This is a genomic window from Micromonospora sp. NBC_00617 (assembly GCF_045161355.1).
Taxonomy (GTDB): domain Bacteria; phylum Actinomycetota; class Actinomycetes; order Mycobacteriales; family Micromonosporaceae; genus Micromonospora.
In genome coordinates this window covers 4,157,528-4,179,420 of record NZ_CP107751.1, presented here as the reverse complement: position 1 = coordinate 4,179,420, position 21,893 = coordinate 4,157,528, and the positions used below count along the sequence as shown (strand labels likewise).

Annotated in this window: 18 protein-coding genes; 12 read left to right on the top strand and 6 right to left on the bottom strand. The window is 72.4% G+C overall.

The features are described 5' to 3' along the window. Positions 1-140: 140 nt before the first annotated feature. Entirely contained in the window at positions 141-1,607 is a 1,467-nt protein-coding gene (locus tag OG505_RS19120) for an NAD-dependent malic enzyme (protein WP_405426224.1), read from the bottom strand. 183 nt (positions 1,608-1,790) lie between these two features. Here OG505_RS19120 and hflX point away from each other — a divergent pair, with 183 nt between their 5' ends. Both hflX and OG505_RS19110 read left to right on the top strand, forming a co-directional pair. Further along, positions 1,791-3,245, top strand: a complete 1,455-nt coding sequence (hflX, locus tag OG505_RS19115; protein WP_405426222.1) for a GTPase HflX — start codon at positions 1,791-1,793, stop codon at positions 3,243-3,245. A gap of 50 nt (positions 3,246-3,295) precedes the next feature. After that, entirely contained in the window at positions 3,296-4,969 is a 1,674-nt protein-coding gene (locus tag OG505_RS19110) for a hypothetical protein (protein ID WP_405426221.1), read from the top strand. Between the two features lie 68 nt (positions 4,970-5,037). Here OG505_RS19110 and lexA read toward each other — a convergent pair whose 3' ends face one another. Next, positions 5,038-5,823, bottom strand: coding sequence for a transcriptional repressor LexA (lexA, locus tag OG505_RS19105; RefSeq protein WP_091400540.1), 786 nt, complete (start codon positions 5,821-5,823; stop codon positions 5,038-5,040). 541 nt (positions 5,824-6,364) lie between these two features. Between lexA and nrdR the strand changes: the two genes are divergently transcribed. Next, on the top strand, positions 6,365-6,865 hold the full coding sequence (nrdR, locus tag OG505_RS19100; protein WP_234587987.1) for a transcriptional regulator NrdR: 501 nt from the start codon (positions 6,365-6,367) through the stop codon (positions 6,863-6,865). 32 nt (positions 6,866-6,897) lie between these two features. Beyond that, positions 6,898-9,804 carry a vitamin B12-dependent ribonucleotide reductase gene (locus OG505_RS19095; protein ID WP_405426219.1) on the top strand — a complete coding sequence of 969 codons (2,907 nt, stop codon included), beginning with the start codon at positions 6,898-6,900 and terminating at the stop codon, positions 9,802-9,804. A 73-nt stretch (positions 9,805-9,877) separates the two neighbouring features. Here OG505_RS19095 and OG505_RS19090 read toward each other — a convergent pair whose 3' ends face one another. Next, positions 9,878-10,057, bottom strand: coding sequence for a hypothetical protein (locus tag OG505_RS19090; RefSeq protein ID WP_405426217.1), 180 nt, complete (start codon positions 10,055-10,057; stop codon positions 9,878-9,880). Positions 10,058-10,411: 354 nt separating this feature from the next. On the opposite strand from OG505_RS19090, the gene OG505_RS19085 reads away from it, so the two are divergent. The 3 genes from OG505_RS19085 to OG505_RS19075 all read left to right on the top strand — a co-directional run bounded on the left by OG505_RS19085 (position 10,412) and on the right by OG505_RS19075 (position 13,082). After that, complete coding sequence (locus OG505_RS19085) at positions 10,412-10,981, top strand: RNA polymerase sigma factor (protein ID WP_405426216.1); 570 nt, start codon at positions 10,412-10,414, stop codon at positions 10,979-10,981. 18 nt (positions 10,982-10,999) lie between these two features. After that, positions 11,000-11,965 carry a CU044_5270 family protein gene (locus OG505_RS19080; protein WP_405426214.1) on the top strand — a complete coding sequence of 322 codons (966 nt, stop codon included), beginning with the start codon at positions 11,000-11,002 and terminating at the stop codon, positions 11,963-11,965. A 181-nt stretch (positions 11,966-12,146) separates the two neighbouring features. Next, a complete protein-coding gene (locus tag OG505_RS19075; protein WP_405426212.1) occupies positions 12,147-13,082 on the top strand; it encodes a DUF2332 domain-containing protein in 936 nt (311 codons plus the stop codon). Positions 13,083-13,106: 24 nt separating this feature from the next. Here the strand turns inward: OG505_RS19075 and OG505_RS19070 are convergent, their stop codons facing one another. Continuing rightward, positions 13,107-14,042, bottom strand: coding sequence for a MerR family transcriptional regulator (locus OG505_RS19070; RefSeq protein WP_405426210.1), 936 nt, complete (start codon positions 14,040-14,042; stop codon positions 13,107-13,109). A gap of 293 nt (positions 14,043-14,335) precedes the next feature. On the opposite strand from OG505_RS19070, the gene OG505_RS19065 reads away from it, so the two are divergent. Beyond that, entirely contained in the window at positions 14,336-14,590 is a 255-nt protein-coding gene (locus OG505_RS19065) for a DUF5522 domain-containing protein (protein ID WP_405426208.1), read from the top strand. Between the two features lie 89 nt (positions 14,591-14,679). Next, complete coding sequence (locus tag OG505_RS19060; RefSeq protein WP_405426206.1) at positions 14,680-15,228, top strand: hypothetical protein; 549 nt, start codon at positions 14,680-14,682, stop codon at positions 15,226-15,228. Positions 15,229-15,247: 19 nt separating this feature from the next. Here OG505_RS19060 and OG505_RS19055 read toward each other — a convergent pair whose 3' ends face one another. Beyond that, complete coding sequence (locus tag OG505_RS19055) at positions 15,248-15,934, bottom strand: metal-dependent transcriptional regulator (RefSeq protein ID WP_405426204.1); 687 nt, start codon at positions 15,932-15,934, stop codon at positions 15,248-15,250. A 100-nt stretch (positions 15,935-16,034) separates the two neighbouring features. Here OG505_RS19055 and OG505_RS19050 point away from each other — a divergent pair, with 100 nt between their 5' ends. Genes OG505_RS19050 through OG505_RS19040 form a run of 3 tightly spaced genes read left to right on the top strand, consistent with a single transcriptional unit; the run spans position 16,035 to position 20,706 of the window. Then, positions 16,035-16,895 (top strand): sulfurtransferase, encoded by an 861-nt coding sequence (locus tag OG505_RS19050; protein WP_405426202.1) that lies wholly within the window; start codon positions 16,035-16,037, stop codon positions 16,893-16,895. A 48-nt stretch (positions 16,896-16,943) separates the two neighbouring features. Continuing rightward, entirely contained in the window at positions 16,944-18,125 is a 1,182-nt protein-coding gene (locus OG505_RS19045; protein WP_405426201.1) for an acetoin utilization protein AcuC, read from the top strand. Between the two features lie 25 nt (positions 18,126-18,150). Continuing rightward, complete coding sequence (locus OG505_RS19040) at positions 18,151-20,706, top strand: GNAT family N-acetyltransferase (protein ID WP_405426199.1); 2,556 nt, start codon at positions 18,151-18,153, stop codon at positions 20,704-20,706. Positions 20,707-20,827: 121 nt separating this feature from the next. Here OG505_RS19040 and sigB read toward each other — a convergent pair whose 3' ends face one another. Next, positions 20,828-21,844 carry an RNA polymerase sigma factor SigB gene (sigB, locus tag OG505_RS19035; protein WP_405426197.1) on the bottom strand — a complete coding sequence of 339 codons (1,017 nt, stop codon included), beginning with the start codon at positions 21,842-21,844 and terminating at the stop codon, positions 20,828-20,830. Positions 21,845-21,893 lie beyond the last annotated feature (49 nt).

Below are 21,893 nucleotides of genomic sequence, written 5' to 3'. Positions count from 1 at the left end.
TCTGCTTCAACCCACGCAACGGCATCTGTCCGATAATCGGACACCGGGCGTTGCGTGGGTTGAAGCAGAGCAAAGCGGGGGAGACGACCCAGCCGAGGGCCGCCTCCCCTGCTCCCGGCGTCACACCGCCGGGCTGCTCGTCAGGGCGTCGCGCTGGCGTTGGCCGCGATCTCGGGGAGGTCGGAGGGGCCGGGGTCGGCTGCCGGGAGAGGGCTGGGGTTGTGCGCGGCGGCGCGGACGGCGGCGGCGACGGCCGGGGCGACCCGCGCGTCGAAGACGCTTGGCACGATCACCGTCGGGTTGATCTTGTCCTCACCGACGACGTCGGCGATGGCCTGGGCGGCCGCGATCGCCATCTCCTCGGTGAACTCCTCGGCGTGCGCGTCCAGCATCCCGCGGAACACGCCGGGGAAGGCGAGCACGTTGTTGATCTGGTTGGGCTGGTCCGAGCGGCCGGTGGCGACCACCGCGGCGTACCTGCGCGCCTCCCGCGGGTCGACCTCCGGGTCCGGGTTGGCCAGCGCGAAGACGATGGCGTCCTTCGCCATGCCGGCGATGTCGTCGCCGGAGAGCAGGTTCGGCGCGCTGACCCCGATGAACACGTCGGCGCCCCGGATCGCGCCCGGCAGGTCGCCGGAGTAGTTCTCCTTGTTGGTGTTCTCCGCCAGCCACTGCCAGGCCGGGTTGAGGTCGCTCAGCCCGCGGTGCAGGGCGCCCTTGCGGTCGTACGCGATGATGTCGCCGACGCCCTGGCGCAGCAGCAGCTTCATGATCGCGGTGCCCGCCGCGCCGGCGCCGGAGACGACGACCCGGACGTCCGCGAGCTGCTTGCCCACGACGCGCAGCGCGTTGGTCAACGCGGCCAGCACGCAGATCGCGGTGCCGTGCTGATCATCGTGGAAGACCGGGATGTCCAGCGCCTCGCGCAGCCGGGCCTCGATCTCGAAGCAGCGCGGCGCGGCGATGTCCTCCAGGTTGATCCCGCCGTACGCGGGCGCGATCGCCTTGACGATCTGCACGATCTCGTCGGTGTCCTGCGTGTCGAGCACGACCGGCCAGGCGTCCACGCCGCCGAAGCGCTTGAACAGCGCGGCCTTGCCCTCCATCACCGGCAGCGACGCGGCCGGACCCAGGTTGCCCAGGCCGAGCACCGCCGAGCCGTCGCTGACCACCGCCACCGTGTTGCGCTTGATCGTCAGCCGCCGGGCGTCCGCCGGGTTCTCGGCGATCGCCATGCAGACGCGGGCCACCCCCGGGGTGTACGCCCGGGACAGCTCGTCACGGTTGCGCAGTGCGACCTTCGAGGTGACTTCGATCTTGCCGCCGAGGTGCAGCAGGAACGTCCGGTCCGACACCTTGCGCACGTCCACGCCGTCGAGCGCGGTCAGCGCCTGCACCACCTGGCCGGCGTGACCGGCGTCGGCGGTGTCGCAGGTCAGGTCGACGATCACGTTGGTCGGGTCCGAGTCCACCACGTCCAGCGCCGTGACGATCGCTCCGGCCTCGCCGACGGAGGTGGTGAGTCGGCCGATCGAGGACGCGTCCGCGGTCACGGCGATCCGGATGGTGATCGAAAATCCGGCGCTCGGCAGTCGGGTGATGGCCACGGGGTCCCTCCGTCACGGCTGTGCGGCCGGTCGGCCGCCGCCCGCATTTCTACCGGGTTGTCGCGGCCGACCAGCATTCGCCCCCGCTTTTGGCGGCCTTCACCGTGGGCATATAGCAGGTGCGTTCGGCGTTGAGGCATGTCAGGATTGCGTTCTACTTATCATTTCGGACAGGAGAACCGCTTGCGAGACCAGGAGAGCTTTGTCCCCGTCGAGGACGAGCTCGACGACGTCACCACCGGCGAGATGGAGCTGTCGGAGCGACAGTCCCTGCGACGCGTCCCCGGCCTGTCAACCGAGCTCACCGACATCACCGAGGTGGAATACCGCCAGCTGCGGCTGGAGCGGGTCGTCCTGGTGGGGGTCTGGACCGAGGGCACGGTGACCGACGCGGAGAATTCGCTTACCGAGCTGGCCGCGCTGGCCGAGACCGCGGGCTCGCAGGTGCTCGAAGGGCTGATCCAGCGTCGTACGCGACCCGACCCGGCCACGTACATCGGCCGCGGCAAGGTCGACGATCTGGGCGCGGTGGTGCTCTCCACCGGCGCCGACACGGTCATCTGCGACGGTGAGTTGTCCCCGTCGCAGCTGCGCAACCTGGAGCAGCGCACCAAGGTCAAGGTCGTCGACCGTACGGCGCTGATCCTCGACATCTTCGCCCAGCACGCCAAGAGCAAGGAAGGCAAGGCGCAGGTCGAGCTGGCGCAGCTGGAATACCTGCTGCCCCGGCTGCGCGGTTGGGGTGAGACGCTCTCCCGGCAGACCGGTGGTTCCGGCCGGGGTGGCGGCGCCGGCGGCGGCGTGGGTGTGCGTGGTCCCGGGGAGACCAAGCTGGAGACCGACCGGCGGCGCATCCGCCACCGCATCTCCCGGCTGCGTCGCGAGATCAAGAGCATGCGCACCGTACGCGTCACCAAGCGCGCCCGTCGTACCCGCAACTCCGTGCCCGCCGTGGCCATCGCCGGCTACACCAACGCCGGCAAGTCCAGCCTGCTCAACCGGCTGACCGGGGCGGGCGTGCTGGTGGAGAACGCGCTCTTCGCCACGCTGGACCCGACCACCCGCAAGACCACCACCTCGGACGGGCGGCTCTACACGCTCTCCGACACGGTGGGATTCGTCCGGCACCTGCCGCACCAGATCGTCGAGGCGTTCCGCTCGACGCTGGAGGAGGTCGCGGAGGCGGATCTGGTGGTGCACGTCGTCGACGGCACCCACCCGGATCCCGAGGAGCAGGTGCGGGCGGTGCACGAGGTGCTCGCCGAGGTGGGCGCGGACCGGCTGCCCGAGCTGCTGGTGGTCAACAAGACCGACGCGGCCGACGAGGACGCGCTGCTGCGGCTCAAGCGACTCTGGCCGGAGGCGATCTTCGTCTCGGCGTACTCGGGTCGGGGGATCGACGCCCTGCGGGCGGCGATCGAGGAACGGCTACCGCAACCCGCCGTGGAGGTCCGGGCCGTGCTGCCGTACGACCGGGGTGACCTGGTGTCCCGGGTGCACCGCACCGGCGAGGTGCTCAGCACGTCGCACCTGCCGGAGGGCACCCTGCTGCACGTGCGGGTCAGTGCGGCGCTCGCTGCCGAGCTGGCGCCGTTCGCCGTGCAGCGGGAGGGCCAGGCGGTCGGTAGCCGGCCCTGAGCGGCCCCGGCGTCATCCACCGGAAACGCGCGGCATGCGACACTGGCCGAATGCGCCGCGTTGTTTCCTCGGTCACGGTTGTCCTCGGCCTGCTCGGGGCAACCGTGGCGCTGGCCGGAGTCGCCGTAGCCGCTCCCGCGCCCGGATCACCCCAGTCGCTCGGGGTTTCCCCCGGCAAGAAGCGCTGTTCGGTCACCGATGAGCGGCTGCGGGAGCTGTCCGGGCTGGTGGCGACCAAGACCGGCTACATCGTCATCAACGACGGCACCGAGGTTGAGGCGCGCAAGCGCATCTTCTTCCTCGACAGCAAGTGCAAGGTCGTCAAGGAGCCGGTCCGCTACTCGGGCCAGGGGCCGTCCGACACCGAGGATCTTGCCGTGTCGCCGAAGGGCGACACTCTCTGGATCGGTGACATCGGCGACAACGCCACCAACAAGGAGCGGCGGTCGCGGATCGCGGTCTGGACCATGCCGATCGACGGTACGAAGCAGCCCGTACTGCACCGGCTCTCCTATCCGGAGAACAAGCCGCACGACGCCGAGGCGTTGCTGGTGGGGGCCGACGGTCTCCCCTTGATCATCACCAAGGTGTCGAACGGCAACTCGGAGATTTTCACCCCGACGGCGAAGCTGAAGAACGGCGACACCCCGCCGGTGCCGATGAAGAAGGTCGGCGAGATCAAGCTGCCGAAGACCACCACCGAGAACCCGCTCAGCGTCTACGGGCGGCTCGCGATCACCGGGGCCGCCCAGTCGCCGGACGGCACCCGCGTCGTCATCCGGACGTACGCGGACGCCTTCGAGTACGACGTGACCGGCGGCGACATCGTCGGTGCGCTCACCACCGGCAAGCCGCGGGTGACGCCACTGGCCGATCCGTTCGGTGAGGCGATCTCCTACACCCCGGACGGAAAAACCTTCGTCACCGTCTCCGACGGCGGTCAGCTCACCGCGGACGAGCCGGTCGACATCCTGAGCTACACGCCGTCCACCAGCGTGGCGGCGCCCGTGGCCGCTCCCGGGGGTGGCAAGCCGGCCGCCGGGAAATCCTGGATCGACGGGCTCGATTTCGACGACATCACCTACCTCGTGGGCTCGGTCGGCGTGCTCGGTCTGCTGCTCGTCGGCGCCGGCATCGTCGGCATCCTGCGGGCCCGCCGCCGGCCACCCGCAGCCGACGACGCGGATTCGACGGATGACCGGGACGATCGGCGCGGCGCACCGCGGGACGAGGACGCCCCGCCCGGCGGTCGCCGTCCCGGCGCTGGCGTGTACGGCGGTGCGGCGGCCGGTGGCGGCGTCTACGGCGGTAATTCCGGCCGGGGTGGTCCCGCTCCTGCCGGCGGTGCCGTGTACGGCGGCGGCGGTGCACGCCCAGCCGGTGGCGGTGGCGCACGCCCAGCCGGTGAGGGGGGTGGCGGTTACGGCCCTGCCCGCCCCGGCGGCGGGGGCGGTGCTCCGGTCGGGGGCGGTGTCTACGGCGGCGGCCGTGCCGGCGGCCCTGGAGGTCGACCCGGCGGCGCCGGTGGCCGGCCGGGCGGCGGGGTGTACGGCGGCGGTGGTGGCCAGCCCGGCGGCGGTCGCGCGGAGCCGCCACGGCGCGGTGGACAGGAGCCGGACTACCGGGGCCAGCGGCCCGGCCGTCGGCGGGACGGCGATGCGCCCGGCGACCCGTACGGGCAGTATCCCGGGGGCGGCCGTGGCCATCGGGGCGACCGCTACTGACCCGGTCAGCGCTATCGGTCCGGCGGCGCGGGTGAGCGCGGTGGGCCACCCACCCGCGCGCCGGCCGGTCAGATTCGGCGGAGCACCGCCACGACCCGGCCCATGATGGTGGCGTCGTCGCCGGGGATCGGGTCGAAGGCCGGGTTCTGCGGCATCAGCCAGACGTGCCCGTCGCGTCGCCGGTAGGTCTTGACGGTCGCCTCGCCGTCGAGCATGGCGGCCACGATCTCGCCGGAGTCGGCCGTCGGCTGCTGCCGGACGACCACCCAGTCGCCGTCGCAGATCGCCGCGTCGAGCATCGAGTCGCCCTTGACCTGGAGCATGAACACCTCGCCCTCACCGACCAGCTCGCGGGGCAGGGGAAAGATGTCCTCCACCGCCTGCTCGGCGAGGATCGGCCCACCGGCGGCGATGCGGCCGAGCATCGGCACGTACGCCGGGGTGGGCCGTTGGGCGCGGGACAACTCGTCGTCGATGGCCTCGCTGGGGGCGCGGACGTCCACCGCCCGGGGCCGGTTGGGGTCGCGGCGCAGGAACCCCTTCTTCTCCAGCTCCTTGAGTTGGTAGGCGACGCTCGACGGTGACACCAGGCCGACCGCCTCGCCGATCTCCCGGACGCTCGGCGGGTAGCCGTGCCGCTCGACCCAGGTGCGGATGAACTCCAGGATGCGGCGCTGACGGGCGGTCAGGTCGACCGTCGCCGGGTCGGGGAAGGCGCTGACCACCGGGGTGACCGGGCGCACGGCGGGCTGACCCGTCCGGCTGCGCGCGGCGCTGCGGCGTCGGGTGGCCGGCGGGCCCGCCTCGGTGATCTGCTGCGGGCTCTTCGGCCGGCTGGCCCGGTCCTCGGTCACGTCCGTCCTCCCTGGTCGGCGGTGGGTGCCTCGTCGGCTCGTGGTGCGTGCGGTGGTGCCACGTTGTTCATGACCGTATAGGTGAGATCGGTCATTTTCAAACATCTGTACGACGTCTCACCGGCGTGTCGGGGTGAAAAACGGCTCTGGTCGTACGAATGTTCTGCTAAATGGTACGTCGGATAGCACGGATGTTCGATCGGCGGCTGTTTTCCGGGGCGTTCCGGCCGTGCGGCCGGTAACCGGGGAGGGTTCCCGGCGTTGGTTCTGCGGTGACGTGGCGGGGTGCGGATGACCGGATGGTCCGTGACGCGCCGGACACGCCGGCCAACTTGACCGGGGTTCGCCAGCGACATACGGTCAACCCCTAGATGTAGTAGTGACACGGGCGTAAGTTGCCTACAGGTTGGGTTCGACTACCGACCGCACTCCCGTAACGTTGATCACGACGGGCGTCACCCGAGGGTGGCGCCGTCGTGGCGAGCCGTGTCCGGGAGTGCCCGGTGCGTCCGCGGTTGATCATGATTTTGGAGGTTGGGCGATGCGGTGTCCGTACTGCCGGCACGCCGACTCTCGGGTGGTCGACTCGCGGGAGGCCGACGACGGCCAGCTCATCCGGCGGCGGCGCTCCTGTCCGGAGTGCGGCAAACGGTTCACCACCGTCGAGGAGGCGGTCCTCGCGGTCGTCAAGCGCAGCGGGGTGACCGAGCCGTTCAGCCGCACGAAGATCATCGGCGGGGTGCGCAAGGCGTGCCAGGGTCGGCCGGTGGACGACGACTCACTCGCGCTGCTCGCGCAGCGGGTGGAGGAGACCGTCCGGGCCAAGGGGGCCGCCGAGATCCCCAGTCACGAGGTGGGCCTGGCGATCCTGGGTCCGCTGCGCGACCTGGACGAGATCGCCTACCTGCGGTTCGCCAGCGTCTACCGCTCCTTCGACTCGCTCGCCGACTTCGAGCGCGAGATCGAGACGTTGCGGGCCGTGGCGCGAGCCCGGGAGCAGGGCCGGGCCGACGCGGTTGAGGCCGCCGGCCGTACCAGTTGACTTCACTGTTTTTCGAAAGATCAGGACGCGCGGTGGGTGACCGCGCAGACGAGGGGGGCGACGGCGTGACAACGAGCCGTTCACGGAACAAGGCAGGCGCGGGGCTGAAGATCGAGCGGGTGTGGACGACGGAGGGGGTCCACCCGTTCGACGAGGTGTCCTGGGAGCGCCGCGACGTCGTGATGACGAACTGGCGGGACGGCTCGATCAACTTCGAGCAGCGTGGGGTTGAGTTCCCGGAGTCGTGGAGCGTCAACGCGGCGAACATCGTCACCACCAAGTATTTCCGGGGCGCGGTGGGGACCCCGGAGCGGGAGTGGTCGCTCAAGCAGCTGATCGACCGGGTGGTCACCACCTACCGCACCGCCGGCGAGGAGTACGGCTACTTCGCCAGCCCGGACGACGCCGAGGTCTTCGCCCACGAGCTGACCTGGATGCTGCTGCACCAGGTGTTCAGCTTCAACTCGCCGGTCTGGTTCAACGTCGGCACGCCGTCGCCGCAGCAGGTCAGCGCCTGCTTCATCCTCTCCGTCGACGACTCGATGGACTCCATCCTCGACTGGTACAAGGAGGAGGGGCGGATCTTCCAGGGCGGCTCGGGGGCCGGCGTCAACCTCTCCCGGATCCGTTCCTCCAAGGAACTGCTCTCCTCCGGGGGCACCGCCTCCGGTCCGGTCAGCTTCATGCGCGGCGCGGACGCCTCCGCAGGCACCATCAAGTCCGGTGGCGCCACCCGGCGCGCGGCCAAGATGGTCATCCTCGACGTCGACCACCCGGACATCGAGGAATTCGTGGCGACCAAGGCGCGCGAGGAGGACAAGATCCGCGCGCTGCGCGACGCCGGGTTCGACATGGATCTCGGCGGCTCCGACATCGTCAGCGTGCAGTACCAGAATGCCAACAACTCGGTCCGCGTCTCGGACGAGTTCATGACCGCCGTGCAGAATGGTGGCGGCTTCGACCTGCGGGGGCGGCTGGACGGCTCGGTGATCGACACCGTCGACGCCAAGAAGCTGTTCCGCACGATCTCCCAGGCCGCCTGGGAGTGCGCCGACCCGGGCCTGCAGTACGACGACACGATCAACGACTGGCACACCTGCCCGGAGACCGGGCGGATCACCGCGTCGAACCCGTGCTCGGAGTACCTGCACCTGGACAACTCCTCGTGCAACCTGGCCTCGCTCAACCTGATGAAGTTCCTGCGCGCCGACGGCGGCTTCGAGGTGGAGAAGTTCGTCAAGTCCGTCGAGTTCGTCATCACCGCGATGGACATCTCGATCTGCTTCGCCGACTTCCCGACCGAGAAGATCGGTGAGACCACCCGCGCCTACCGGCAGCTCGGCATCGGCTACGCCAACCTGGGCGCCCTGCTGATGGCCACCGGCCAGCCGTACGACTCGGAGCAGGGCCGCTCGGTCGCCGCGGCGATCACCTCGCTGATGACCGGCACGGCGTACCGCCGCTCGGCCGAGCTGGCCGGCGTCGTCGGCGCGTACGACGGTTACGCGCGCAACGCCGAGCCGCACAAGCGGGTCATGCGCAAGCACGCCGCAGCCAACGACGAGATCAAGCCGACCAGCCCGGTGGCCACCGCGATCGTCCGCGAGGCGACCAGGCAGTGGACCCAGGGCAACAAGATCGGTGACAAGTTCGGCTGGCGCAACTCGCAGGCCAGCGTCCTGGCCCCGACCGGCACGATCGGCTTCATGATGGACTGCGACACGACCGGTGTGGAGCCGGACCTGGCGCTGGTCAAGTTCAAGAAGCTGGTCGGCGGCGGCTCGATGCAGATCGTCAACCAGACGGTGCCGCGCGCCCTGCGTAGCCTCGGCTACCCCGAGGAGCAGGTCGAGGCGATCGTCGAGCACATCGCCGACCACGGCCACGTGGTCGATGCCCCCGGCCTCAAGCCGGAGCACTACGCGGTCTTCGACTGCGCCATGGGGGAGCGGTCGATCGCCCCGATGGGCCACGTGCGGATGATGGCGGCGATCCAGCCGTTCGTCTCCGGCGCGATCTCCAAGACGGTCAACATGCCGGAGGCGGCCACCGTCGAGGACGTCGAGAAGATCTACTTCGAGGGCTGGAAGCTCGGCCTCAAGGCGCTGGCGATCTACCGGGACAACTGCAAGGTCGGCCAGCCGCTCTCGGTGGCCAAGTCCAACAAGGCCACCACGCCGGCCGCCGTCGAGACCGCTGCCGCCGCGCCGACCGCGGTGGAGAAGGTCATCGAGTACCGGCCGGTGCGCAAGCGCCTGCCGAAGAAGCGCCCCTCCGAGACGGTCAGCTTCTCCGTCGGCGGCGCCGAGGGCTACCTCACCGCGTCGTCCTACCCGGACGACGGCCTCGGCGAGGTCTTCCTCAAGATGTCCAAGCAGGGCTCGACCCTGGCCGGCGTGATGGACGCCTTCTCGGTGGCCATCAGCATCGGCCTGCAGTACGGCGTGCCGCTGGAGACGTTCGTCAGCAAGTTCACCAACATGCGCTTCGAGCCGGCCGGCATGACCGACGACCCGGACGTGCGCATGGCGGCCTCGGTGATGGACTACATCTTCCGTCGCCTGGCACTGGACTTCCTGCCCTACGAGCGCCGCGCCGAGCTGGGCATCTTCACCGCCAGCGAGCGGGCCGCCCAGCTGCGTGCCGAGGCCGACGCGGAGGCCGCCGCCGTCACCGGAGCGGAGCTCACCGCGATGGCGTCGTCGGCGCCGGTCGAGGCCCCGGCCAAGCCGGAGGTCGTCGCCCAGCCGGCCCAGGAGATGGCCGACGTGGCCGCCGCCAAGCCGGCCCCGAGCGTGGGTTCCAGCACCGAACTGCTGGAGGCCGTGATCGGCAAGGCCGCGGACGCGCCGCTCTGCTTCACCTGCGGTACGAAGATGCGCCCGGCCGGTAGCTGCTACGTCTGCGAGGGCTGCGGCTCCACCAGCGGCTGCAGCTGACGTACCACCGCACCACCCGCGAGCGCGGCAGGGATCACCTGCCGCGCTCGCGGCGTTCCCGCCCGCCGCTTGGCTACTGGCTCGCGCGTTCGGCGGCGATGGTGGCGAGGCTCGGTGTGATCCCGCGGTCGCGCAGGCGGGCGGCTGCGGCGGCGGTCTCGGCCAGGACGGCTTCGGCTACCGGTGCACCCGGCAGGAGCCGGGCCGTGCCGGATGGGCTGTGGCGCTCGGCGGATTCGCTGGTCGTGGTCATGGCGGTCCCTCGACGCAGGCGCCCAAGCGGTCGACGCCCGCGAGAGGCTCCCCGATGGTTCGACCATCCCCGTGCCGCCAGTCGCCGATGGTCCGATAACGCCGCATCACCAGGGCGGCTGCCCAGCCGGACCAGCGGCGTCGCCGTCAGCGCCAGGCAGACCCGCACCCTTGGCATGCCGCCGATCGCCGACATACCTCAGAGTCATAGATATGACTCTGAGGTATGTCGCTCGTCGGGGTTGGTGCCGCCGACGGGGCCGGCCGGGCCAGCACGAGGGCTCAATCGGGGTTCGGTAACACCGGTGCTCCGCCGAACGAAGAAGAGGTGTGAACGCGCGAGAGAGGACGGCCCGTGAATGAGACCAGCCGCGCTGGTGACGACATCTCCGGCATCGGAGTCGATCCGGTGGCGTTCGAGGTCTTCTACCGGCGGCACCTGGAGGCGGTGGGCCGGTTCGTGGCGCGGCGGGTCGACGACCCACATCTCGCCGCCGACCTGACCGCCGACGTGTTCCTGGCGGTGATCGAGTCGGCGGCCGGCTACCGGCCGGACCGGGGCAGTCAGATCGGCTGGCTGTACGGGGTGGCCCGCAACGTCATCGGCGACGAGCGGCGTCGGGCGGCCCAACGACTGCGGGTGACCGGCCGACTGGCCGGACGACGGGACCTCGGCCCCGACGACATCGCGCGCATCGAGGAGCGGATCGACGCCGAGTCGGCGGCCCGCCACACCCACCGGGCGCTCAGCGAGCTACCCGAGGGCACCCGAACGCTCGTCGAACTGGTCGCCGTGGACGGTCTCACCGTCGCGGAGGCGGCGACAGCGCTCGGGATGTCGCCGGTCGCCGCTCGGGTCCGCCTGCATCGTGCCCGCCGCCTCGTCCGCGCCGTGCTCGCCCGCCCGGTCACCACCCTCGCCTGAGATGAGACGGAGCTGACGATGAACGAGACCGAACGGTCGCCGCAGGGTTTCGACGAGCAACTCCTCAGGGACCTGACCGCACACGTCGCCCAACGCGCCGAGTTGGCGTCGGCGGCCCGTCCCGCCGGGCGCCGTACCCGGTTTCTGCGCGGTTGGCGTCTCGCCGGAGCGGTCGGGCTGGCAGTCGCGCTGACCGCCGGTGGTCTGGCGGTTCAGACCATGAGGCTGGGCGACCAGTCGCCGCCGACGGCCAGCGCGTCGGAGATCTTCCACCTGGCGGCCGACGCCGCCCGGCAGCAGCCGGAGCTCACCGCCCGCCCCGACCAGTACGTCTTCACGGAAACCCTGGCGACGATCCGGGAAATGCCGGCCAGTGGCCCGTACCGGACCCTCCGGAACCAACTGTGGCAGTCGGCCGGCGGGGTCGCGTACACGCAGGGACGGTATCGACCGGAGACCGATCCGAACGGGTGGGGCGAGCTGAGGGTGCTCCGCATGGGCGACGTCGCCGATCCCGAGAAGGAGCTCGACGCGTTCCAGCCGCCCGCGTACCACGGCGACCTGCCCACCGATCCGGACGAGCTGCTTCGATACCTTCGGGAACACCCGGTCGACCTGCATCTCCCCGAAGGGGCCGACGAGGAGGCCGTCTACGGGGACGAGAGCATGGCGTACACCACGGCGCGGTCGATGCTCGACGGGTACGTGCCGCCCCGAGCGCTGGCGGCGCTGTTCGAAGTGCTGGCACGGGAGCCCGGTGCGGTAGTCATATCCGGCGACGTGGTGGACGCCGCCGGTCGGCATGGGGTGGCGATTCGGATGCCCGGTGTGATCGGTGGAAACCTGGACCTCATCTTCGATCGGGACTCCCACGTCTACCTTGGCACCCGCAACTCGGTGATACGCAACGGCAAGGAGTCACTGGAGTCGGCTGCCGCCCTCCTGCGGGTCGCCATCGTCGACCGGCCGGGCCAGCTGCCGTGAGCGGCGATGCGCTCGTCCCGGCCACCGGGCCGTTACCCCGCGCGAAACGCTCCTCCCCGTTGCGCAGGCCCGCTGAGCTGCTGCTCAACGATTCGGCCGCCGCAGCACTCTAGGAGGCGGGTGAGTCAGCGCACGCGTACGGGGGCTGAATTACCGAGGGATGGGCTGCGACGATGACTGCATGACAACCGCCGAGGCGTACGTCGAGTTCGCTCGCCGCGAGGCACACGGCGTGTCGCCGACGTACGAGCGGCTGTCGTACGCGGTGGCCGCCGACCCCGACCTGCTCGCCCTCCTCGACACCCTCCCGCCGGCGAAACGGCAGCCGAATCTGCTGTTCGGCGTGGTCCGCTGGCTGGGCGGCCCGGTCGACGACCCGGCCGCGTTCCACGACTACGTCCTGGCGCACTGGCCGGTCATCGAGACGGAGTTGCGACGAAGGGCCACCCAGACGAACGAGGTCGGGCGGTGCGCGGTCCTGCTGCCCGTGCTCGCCGCTCTGCCGCAGCCCCTCGCCCTGCTGGAGGTAGGCGCGTCCGCGGGGCTCTGCCTCTACCCCGACCGGTACGCCTACCGCTACGGCGAGCACGAGGTCGGCGAAGGCACGCCGGTCCTGGAGTGCGCGGCCAGCGGATTCGTGCCGCCTGAGCGCGTACCCCAGGTGGTGTGGCGGGCCGGCCTGGACCTGAACCCGCTCGACGTGACCGACGCGGACGACGTGTCCTGGTTGGACGCCCTGATCTGGCCGGAGCACGCCCACCGACGTGCCCGCCTGCACGCGGCGGCGGCGGTCGCTGCGGCCGACCCGCCGGTGCTGGTCCGCGGCGACCTGGTGGACGACCTGCCGGCGCTGGCCGCGCGGGCGCCGGCCGGCGCGACGCTCGTCGTCTTCCACACCTCGGTGCTCTACCAGGTGCCCGTCGCCCGTCGGGAGGCGTTCGTCCGGCTGGTGCGTGAGCTGCCGGGGCGCTGGATCGCCAACGAGGCACCGGAGGTGTTGCCCTACGACGGCCTGCCCGACTCGCCGGACGCGGCGCTGCACAACGTCCTCGCGCTCGACGGCAAGCCGCTGGCCTGGGCCCGGGGGCACGGCCAGGCGATGACCTGGTTCGCCTGACGTCGCGACGGCGACCCGTCCGGTTCAGCGGTTCGGCGCGGGCATCCTGGCGCGCAGGGCACGGATGAACCAGTCCACGGCGGGCGCGACCGCGCCACCGCCCGACCAGCCGTTGATCACCGACAGCAGGTCGAGGTAACGGTCTCGGCGCGGGTCGTTGGCCAGAACCAGCCGGTCCAGCAGCCGCTGGCGCAGGTCGGCGTCGTCGGGACGACCGCGGAGGCTCGCGTACCGGCCGGTGACCGCCGCGACCACCGGCTCGGCCTCGGGTCCGGTCGGATCGAGACCGGCGGCCAGGGCGGCCGCCACCCCGTCCCGGACCACGGCGACGGCGTCCGGGCGGGGCAGCCCGGGCACGTCGTTGTCGGCGGCGTGCTGGCGAGCGAGCCGCCGCATGCTCGCCCGGAAGGCGGGGTCCCGGCACAGGTCGGCCAACTCCACCCACGCCCGCACCTGCTCGGCGGTGGGGTCGTCGGGCAGCTCGGGCGTCATCGAGACGAGCACACCCGGGTACGTCGGCGGGTCGGCGGTGAAGACGCTGTCCAGGAAGTCGTCCACCAGTTGCCGTCGTTCGTGGGCGGTGAGCTGGGCCAACCGGTGCAGGTCGTTCACCTCGGACGGGCCCGCTTCGCGCCCCGCCGCGACGGTCAGGACGGCCTGGCGCAGCCGCAGCACCCGGATCTGCGCCGCCAGCGCCTCGGCGTGCGCGGCGGCCACCTCGTGCAGGGGCACCTCGCGGTCCACCACCCGCCGGATGGACGCCAGGTCCACGCCCAGGTCGCGTAACGTCCGGACCAGTTCCAGTCGGGCGACGGCGTCCGGGCCGTACTGACGGTAGCCGGCCGGGCTCCGGTCGGTCGGCGGCACGATCCCGCTGTTGGCGTAGTACCGGATGGTCTTGACGCTCAGCCCGGTGCGCCGGGCCAGGTCGCCGATCGTGTACCGCTCGTCACCGCTCATGCCCCCACCCTGCGGTCTCCCCCCGCTGGAGACTCAAGCCACCGGGACTCTACGACGGAACTGGCGGCGTGTCCCGCATCCGTCGCAGCGGCGAGCAGACCACGAACAGGCACGCCGCCCAGGTGCCCAGCACGCACACCCAGAGCGCGCCGCGCAGCCCCAGCGTGGTGCCGAGCGCGCCGCCGGCCGACGGCCCGCGGACTCTATCGAGGCGCCACCCCGCCCGGCACCGCAATTCCGTCGGCGCGACGCGGCTGGGCGATCGCCGACGGGTCCTCCCTAGACTGCTGCGGGTGAGCGGAGAGCGACGACCCCTGGCGGATCGGCCGCTGACCGAGCCGCACCCGTCCCGGCTGCCGCCCGAGCGCCCCGAGCGGATCCGGATCCTCGCCGCGCACGCCGCCGCGCTGGCCGCCGGTGAAGCCGGCTACCTCGACCCGGCGACGGGGCTCTTCGTGCTCAGCGCCGGCTTCCTGGCCCGCCGCGGCACGTGCTGCGGTCGGGGCTGCCGCCACTGCCCGTACGTGGATGATCCACCCTCAGAATGAGGACTTCCGCCCGACCCGGACACCCCGTACGGTGTCCGACGGACATCCGGCGGGGCCCCTTCCGCCGTCGGTCGGCGAGAGGGTGGAGCGTGCGCGGGCGGATCGTGGTCGCCGGGCTGGCGGGCCTGCTGGTGAGCGGCTGTGCCGCCGAGGCCGAGCCGGTGGCGGTGCCGCCGCAGGCGCCGGTCGCCCTGGACGTGTCGGCGGCCTCCTCAGGGGGCGCCTGCCGGCTGCTGGACTTCGCGGTGATCGAGCAGCTCGTCAAGGTGCGCTTCGACGTGGCGGCGGCCAGCGAACGGGGTGACACGCACACCTGCGTGGTCCGGGCCGAGCGCGCGGCGCTGCCGGAGCTGATGCTCAGTGTGTCCAAGACCACCATCGACAAGACCACCTTCGGCGCGGACGTGGTGCCCGACAAGGCGGCAAAGGTCACCGGGCTGGGTCAGCAGGCGTACCGGCGTACCACCGCCGCGACCGGCGGGCACGGCCCGGTCGCCGAGGTCGGCTGGCTGGCCACCGACGGACGCCTCGCCACGCTGACCTGGACGGGCGCTCGTGCCGCCGACCGCACGGCCGCCGACAAGCTGGCCGGTGACCTGGTCGGGCTGGCCAAGAAGGTGGACACCCGGGCGCTGTGACGCCCGGGTGTGCGGCCGGTCAGTTGGCGACGAAGACCCGGGAGGCGACCTCGCGCGGCAGCCGCACCCGGTCACCGGACCGGTCGATCGACACCCCGTCGCGCTCCTGGGCCACGGTTACTGTGGCGCCCGGGTCGACGCCGGCGGCGTGCAGCTGGCGCAGCACGTCGGCGTCCTTCTGCACGCTCTCGCAGATCCGCCGCACCACGACCGGCCCGGAGAGGCCGGGAAAGGCCAGGTTGCGCTCGCCCTCGGCGGCCTCGGTGGTCTCCGCCTCGGCCGAGCCCAGCTCCTGAAGCCCCGGGATCGGGTTGCCGTACGGGGAGCGGGTCGGCCGGTTGAGCAGCTCGTACACCCGCTTCTCCACCGCGTCGCTCATCACGTGCTCCCAACGGCAGGCCTCCTCGTGGGCCTCCTCGTAGGGCATCCCGATGACGTTGACCAGCAGCAGCTCGGCGAGGCGGTGCTTGCGCATCACGGAGACCGCGCTGCCCCGGCCGAGCGCGGTGAGCGTCAGGTGCCGGTCGCCCTCGACGGTGAGGAGGCCGTCGCGCTCCATCCGGGCGACGGTCTGGCTCACGGTGGGGCCGCTCTGCTGCAGCCGTTCGGCAATCCGGGCGCGCAGAGGCGGCACCCCCTCCTCTTCCAACTCGAGGATGGTGCGCAGGTACATCTCGGTCGTGTCGACCAGGTCGTGAGACTTCATAACGTCAGCGGCCCTCCGGTGCACGATGCTACCTCGCTGCGTGGCCGACGACCGCCGCCGAACCGCGTGGTGCCGACCCGGATGGTGTTGGATGGTCGCCATGTCCGGTACCGAGGAGTTGCTTGTCGAGGTCGATCAGCTCGCCGTCGAACTCGACCACGCGGACCCGCCCACCCTCCTCGACGTTCGCTGGCGGCTCACCGGCCCGCCCGGCCACGACGACTACCTGGCGGGCCACCTGCCCGGCGCGGTCTTCGTCGACCTGGACACCGCGCTGTGCGGGCCGCCCGGGGTCGGCGGCCGGCACCCGCTGCCCGACCCGGGCGCGCTACAGGCCGCGCTGCGGGCCGCCGGCGTCCGCGCCGGTCACCCCGTGGTGGTGTACGACGGCGGTGACGGCCTGGCCGCCGCGCGCGCCTGGTGGACGCTGCGCTGGGCCGGGCACCGGCCGGTGCGCCTGCTGCACGGGGGCTTCCCGGCCTGGGTCACCGCCGGACGACAGGTCTCCACCACCGCGCCCGCCCCGGCCGACGGCGACGTCGAGGTGCGCCCCGGTGACCTTCCGGTACTGGACGCCGGGCAGGCCGCCGCGCTGGCTGCCGCCGACGACGCCGTGCTGCTCGACGTGCGCGCGGCACCCCGCTACGCCGGCGAGGTCGAGCCGATCGACCCGGTCGCCGGTCACGTGCCCGGCGCGGCCAACCTGCCCGCCGGCGATTATGTGGGCGCCGACGGGCGCTTCCCGGCCGCCGACGTGCTGCGCGAGCGGTTCGCGGCGGTCGGCGCGACCGAGGCGCGGACGGTCGGGGCGTACTGCGGCTCCGGGGTGACCGCCGCGCAGGCGGTCCTCGCGCTGCACCTGGCCGGCCGCACGGACGCCGCGCTCTACGTGGGTTCGTGGAGCAACTGGGTGGCCGACCCGGCCCGACCGGTCGCCTCCGGGCCGACACCCGGCCGCTGACCAGCGCGTGCGGTGGGCCGACGATGGTCCTCGTGCGACGATGGGCTCATGTCCGACGACACGGTGGTGGTGTGGGACCCCTCGCTGCTCGCCTACGACATGGGCGACCATCCGCTCGACCCGGTCCGGGTGGAGTTGACCATCGCGCTCGCCCGCGAGCTGGGCGTCCTCGATCGCTCCGGGGTGCGCGTGCTCAAGCCGGAGCCCGCCGACGACGCCGCGCTCACCCGCGTGCACCACCCGGCCTACCTGGCCGCCGTGCGTGCCGCGCCGCGCGATCCGCTCTTCGCCGGGTATGGGCTGGGCACCTCCGACAACCCGGTCTTCGAGGGGATGCACGACTCCAGCGCGCTGATCGCCGGTGCGACGCTGGCCGCCGCCGAGGCGGTCTGGCGCGGTGACGCGCGTCGGGCGGTGAACGTGGCCGGTGGCCTGCACCACGCGATGCCCGCCCGGGCGTCTGGCTTCTGCGTCTACAACGACCCGGCGGTGGCCATCGCCCGACTGCTCGACCTGGGCGCCGAGCGGATCGCGTACGTCGACGTTGACGTGCACCACGGCGACGGGGTGCAGGAGATCTTCTGGGACGACCCGCGGGTGCTCACGGTCAGCCTGCACGAGACGCCGCTCGCGCTCTTTCCGGGCACCGGTTTTCCGGACGAGACCGGCGGGCCGGGCGCGCAGGGCAGCGCGGTGAACATGCCGCTGCCGCCGGGCGTCGACGACACCGGCTGGCAGCGGGCGTTCCACGCGATCGTGCCGTCGGTGCTGCGCGCGTTCCGGCCGCAGGTGCTGGTGAGTCAGTGCGGCGCGGACGGGCACCGGCTGGATCCGCTGGCCGACCTGAACCTGACGGTGGACGGGCAGCGCGCCACCTACCTCGCGTTGCGGGCGCTCGCCGACGAGCTGTGCGAGGGCCGTTGGGTGGCCACCGGCGGCGGCGGGTACGCGCTGGTCGAGGTCGTGCCCCGAGCCTGGACCCACCTGTTGGCCGTGGCGACCGGCGGCCCGATCGACCCGGCGACGCTCACCCCACCGGGCTGGCGTGAGCTGGCCGCGGCCCGTCGGCCAGGTCGGGAGATTCCGCTGCGGATGACCGACGACGCGGACCCGTCGTACGAGCCGTGGCAGCCGACGGGCGAGCCGAACGCGGTGGACCGGGCGATCGCGGCGACCCGTAAGACCGTCTTCCCGCTGCTCGGGCTCGACCCGCACGATCCCCGGGACTGAGCCGGGCCGGGGGAGGACCACACCGGTGACGACCGTGGACCAGCCGGTGGACGTGCTGCTCAGCGACGGCAGCACCGTCCAGTTGCGACCGATCAGCCCGGACGACGCGCCGGCGATCGTGGCGATGCACAGCCGATTCTCCGAGCGCACCCGCTACCTGCGTTACTTCTCGCCGTACCCGCGCATCCCGGAGCGGGATCTGATCCGGTTCGTCACGGTCGACCACCACGACCGGGAGGCGTTCGTGGTGCTGGCCGGGGATCGGCTCGTCGCCGTCGGCCGGTACGAGCGGCTCGGCCCGCAGGCGCCGGAGGCGGAGGTCGCCTTCGTGGTCGAGGACGCCTTCCAGGGCCGGGGCATCGGCTCGGTGCTGATGGAGCACCTGGCCGACGCCGCGCGGCGCAACGGCATCATGAGCTTCGTCGCCGAGGTGCTGCCGGCCAACGGGACGATGCTGCGGGTCTTCTCCGACTTCGGCTACCAGGTGCAGCGCGCGTACGCCGACGGCGTGGTGCACCTGAGCTTCCCGATCGCCCCGACGGAGGCGACCCTGGAGGTGCAGCGCGGCCGGGAGCACCGCACCGAGGCCCGCTCGATCGCCCGGCTGCTCGCCCCGCGAGGCATCGCCGTCTACGGCGCGAGCGCCACCGGCCAGGGCGTCGGCGCGGCCGTGCTCGGGCACCTGCGCGACGGCGGGTTCACCGGCGCGGTGGTGCCGGTGCACCCGAGCGCGTCGACGGTGGCGGGCCTGCCCGCGTACCCCTCGGCGGTTGACGCCGGGGTGGCGGTGGACCTGGCGGTGGTGGCGGTCCCGCCGGAGGCGGCGACCGCGGTGGTCACCGACGCGGCCGCCGCCGGGGTGCACGGCCTGGTCGTGATCTCGGCCGGCTTCGCCGAGGCCGGCGGTGAGGGCGCGGCCAGGCAACGTGCGCTGGTCCGCGCGGCGCACGCCGCCGGGATGCGCGTAGTGGGCCCGAACTGCCTGGGCGTGGCCAACACCGACCCGGTGGTACGCCTCAACGCCACCCTCGCCCCGGCGTTGCCGCCGGCCGGTCGGGTTGGCATCTTCAGCCAGTCCGGCGCGTTCGGGGTGGCGCTGCTCGCCGAGGCGGACCGGCGTGGCCTCGGGCTGTCCAGCTTCGTGTCGGCCGGCAACCGGGCCGACGTGTCGGGCAACGACCTGCTGCAGTACTGGCAGGACGACCCGGGCACCGATGTGATCATGTTGTACCTGGAGACGTTCGGTAACCCGCGCAAGTTCGCCCGGCTGGCCCGACGGATCGGCCGGGCGAAACCGGTCGTGGCGTTGGCCTCGCCGGCCCGCCCGGCCGGTGTGGGCGACACCGCCGGCCCGGACGAGGTGGCGGTGGCCGCGCTCTTCGCCCAGTCCGGGGTGATCCGGGTGGACACCGTGCCGGAGCTGCTCGACGTGGGGGTGTTGCTGGCCAACCAGCCGCTGCCGGCCGGCGGCCGGGTCGGCGTGGTCGGCAACTCGTCGGCGCTGACCGGCCTGGCCGCCACGGCCTGCGTCGGGCAGGGCCTGACCGTCGCCGACGGCTACCCGCGTGACGTCGCGCCGAGCGCCGGCGCCGACGAGTTCGCCGCCGCCCTCGCCGAGACGGCCGCCGATGACCGGGTGGACGCGCTCGTCGTGGTCTTCGCCCCGCCGCTGCCCGGCCAACGCACCGAGGTGGACGCCGATGTCACCGCCGCGTTGCCGGCCGCCCTCGCCCTGGGCAAGCCGACCGTGGCGACGTTCCTGGTCGGTCGGTTGCCCGCCGGGGTGCCCGCGTACGGCGGCGTGGAGGAGGCCGTCCGGGCGCTCGCCCGGGTGCACCGGTACGCCGAGTGGCTGCGTCGACCGCCCGGGGTCGCGCCCGAGCTGCCCGGGATCGACCGGGACGCCGCGGCGGCCGCGCTGCGCGTCGACGGCACCGACGTCGATGCGCTGCTGGCCGCGTACGGGATCGAGGCCGTCGCGTCGGTGCCCGTGGCCTCGGTCGACGCGGCGGTCGACGCGGCGACGCGGGTGGGTTTCCCGGTGGCGCTCAAGGCCGCTGCCGCGGGGCTGCGGCACCGGCTCGACCTGGGCGCGGTCCGCCTCGATCTGCCCGACGAGGCGAGCGTCCGTCGCGCGTACGCCGACATGGCCGCCGGCTTCGGCGCGGACGTGCTGGTGCAGCCGATGGTCCCGCCCGGTGTGGCCTGCGTGGTGGAGTTGGTGGAAGATCCGGCGTTCGGTCCGGTGGTCGGCTTCGGCCTCGGCGGGGTCGCCACCGAGCTGCTGGGCGATCGGGCCTGGCGGGCGGTGCCGCTGACCCACACCGACGCCGCCGAGCTGGTCGACGAACCTCGGGCGGCTCCGCTGTTGCGGGGGCACCGGGGCGCGGCGCCGGTGGACCGGGCGGCCCTGGCCGACCTGCTGCTGCGGGTCGGTCAGCTGGCCGACGAGCAGCCCCGGGTGCGCTCGGTGACCCTCAACCCGGTGCTCGCCCGCCCGGACGGCATCTCGGTCCTGCACGCCCAGGTGCGGGTGGGCGGCGTGGCCGCCCGTCCGGACACCGGCCCCCGGCGTCTCTGAGCGCGGCAGCTCAGGCGCGGCTGGACGATCGAGCAGCCGGAGCCGGGCGCCACAGTCAAGCACCTCGACAGCAGGGAAGGCCCCGGCGAACCGCCGGGGCCTTCCCTGCGCATCCGGTGCGTCAGCAGGCGTACGCCTCCAGGCGCTGCGCCCGCTCGGGAGCGCGCAGCTTCAGCAACGTCACCTTCTCGATCTGCCGGATGCGCTCACGGGACAGGCCGAACTCGCGGCCGACCTCGTCCAGGGTGCGCTGCCGGCCGTCGTCCAGCCCGAACCGGAGCCGGATGACCGCCTGCTCCCGCTGCGACAGCGTGGACAGCACGATGCTCACCTCGTTGCGCAGTTCGCCCTGCGCGGCACCCTCGCCCGGGTCGGTGCGCGGGTCCACCGAGGCCACGAAGTCACCGAGCGCGCTCTCGCCGTCGTCGCCGACGGCCTGGTCCAGGCTGACCGGCTCGCGGTCGTACGAGATCAGCTCGATGACCTGGAACTCGGGGATGTCCAGGGCCCGGGCGACCTCGGCGACCGTGGGCTCGCGACCCAGCGTCACCGCCAGTTCCCGGCGGGCCCGGACCATCCGGTTGACCTGCTCGACCATGTGCACGGGGATGCGGATGGTGCGCGCCTGGTCGGCCATGGCACGGGTGATCGCCTGCCGGATCCACCAGGTGGCGTACGTGGAGAACTTGTAGCCCTTGGCGTAGTCGAACTTCTCCACCGCCCGGATGAGGCCGAGGTTGCCCTCCTGGATCAGGTCGAGGAAGGCCATCCCGCGTCCGGTGTAGCGCTTGGCGATGCTGACCACCAGCCGCAGGTTCGCCTCCAGCAGGTGGTCCTTGGCGGCGCGGCCCTCGGCGACGATCAGCTCCAGGTCGGCCCGCAGCTCCTCGGAGACCGGGGTGCAGGTGGCGAGCTTCTCGTCGGCGAACAGGCCGGCCTCGATCCGCCGGGCCAGGTCGACCTCCTGCGCCGCGGTCAGCAGCTTCGTCCGGCCGATTCCGTTCAGGTACGCCCGGACCAGGTCGGTGGAGATGCCGCGCTCGTCGGTGGCGTCCAGGTCGGTGAGGGCCTCGGCGGCCCCGTTGGTCTCGGTGCTGGTGGCCGGGCGCGTCCGGTGTTCCGTCATCTGCAGGACCATCTCTGTCTCCCCGTTTCCACGTCTGTGCCGTGTCTCCGGCCCAGTGGTG

What these genes read in the sequence shown, in the direction of transcription:
- OG505_RS19110 (WP_405426221.1), top strand. Translation starts at nt 3,296, where the DNA reads ATGCGCCGCGTTGTTTCCTCGGTCACGGTTGTCCTCGGCCTGCTCGGG.
- OG505_RS19080 (WP_405426214.1), top strand. Translation starts at nt 11,000, where the DNA reads ATGAACGAGACCGAACGGTCGCCGCAGGGTTTCGACGAGCAACTCCTC.
- nrdR (WP_234587987.1), top strand. Translation starts at nt 6,365, where the DNA reads ATGCGGTGTCCGTACTGCCGGCACGCCGACTCTCGGGTGGTCGACTCG.
- OG505_RS19070 (WP_405426210.1), bottom strand. Translation starts at nt 14,042, where the DNA reads ATGAGCGGTGACGAGCGGTACACGATCGGCGACCTGGCCCGGCGCACC.
- OG505_RS19075 (WP_405426212.1), top strand. Translation starts at nt 12,147, where the DNA reads ATGACAACCGCCGAGGCGTACGTCGAGTTCGCTCGCCGCGAGGCACAC.
- OG505_RS19055 (WP_405426204.1), bottom strand. Translation starts at nt 15,934, where the DNA reads ATGAAGTCTCACGACCTGGTCGACACGACCGAGATGTACCTGCGCACC.
- sigB (WP_405426197.1), bottom strand. Translation starts at nt 21,844, where the DNA reads ATGGTCCTGCAGATGACGGAACACCGGACGCGCCCGGCCACCAGCACC.
- OG505_RS19050 (WP_405426202.1), top strand. Translation starts at nt 16,035, where the DNA reads ATGTCCGGTACCGAGGAGTTGCTTGTCGAGGTCGATCAGCTCGCCGTC.
- OG505_RS19090 (WP_405426217.1), bottom strand. Translation starts at nt 10,057, where the DNA reads ATGACCACGACCAGCGAATCCGCCGAGCGCCACAGCCCATCCGGCACG.
- OG505_RS19045 (WP_405426201.1), top strand. Translation starts at nt 16,944, where the DNA reads ATGTCCGACGACACGGTGGTGGTGTGGGACCCCTCGCTGCTCGCCTAC.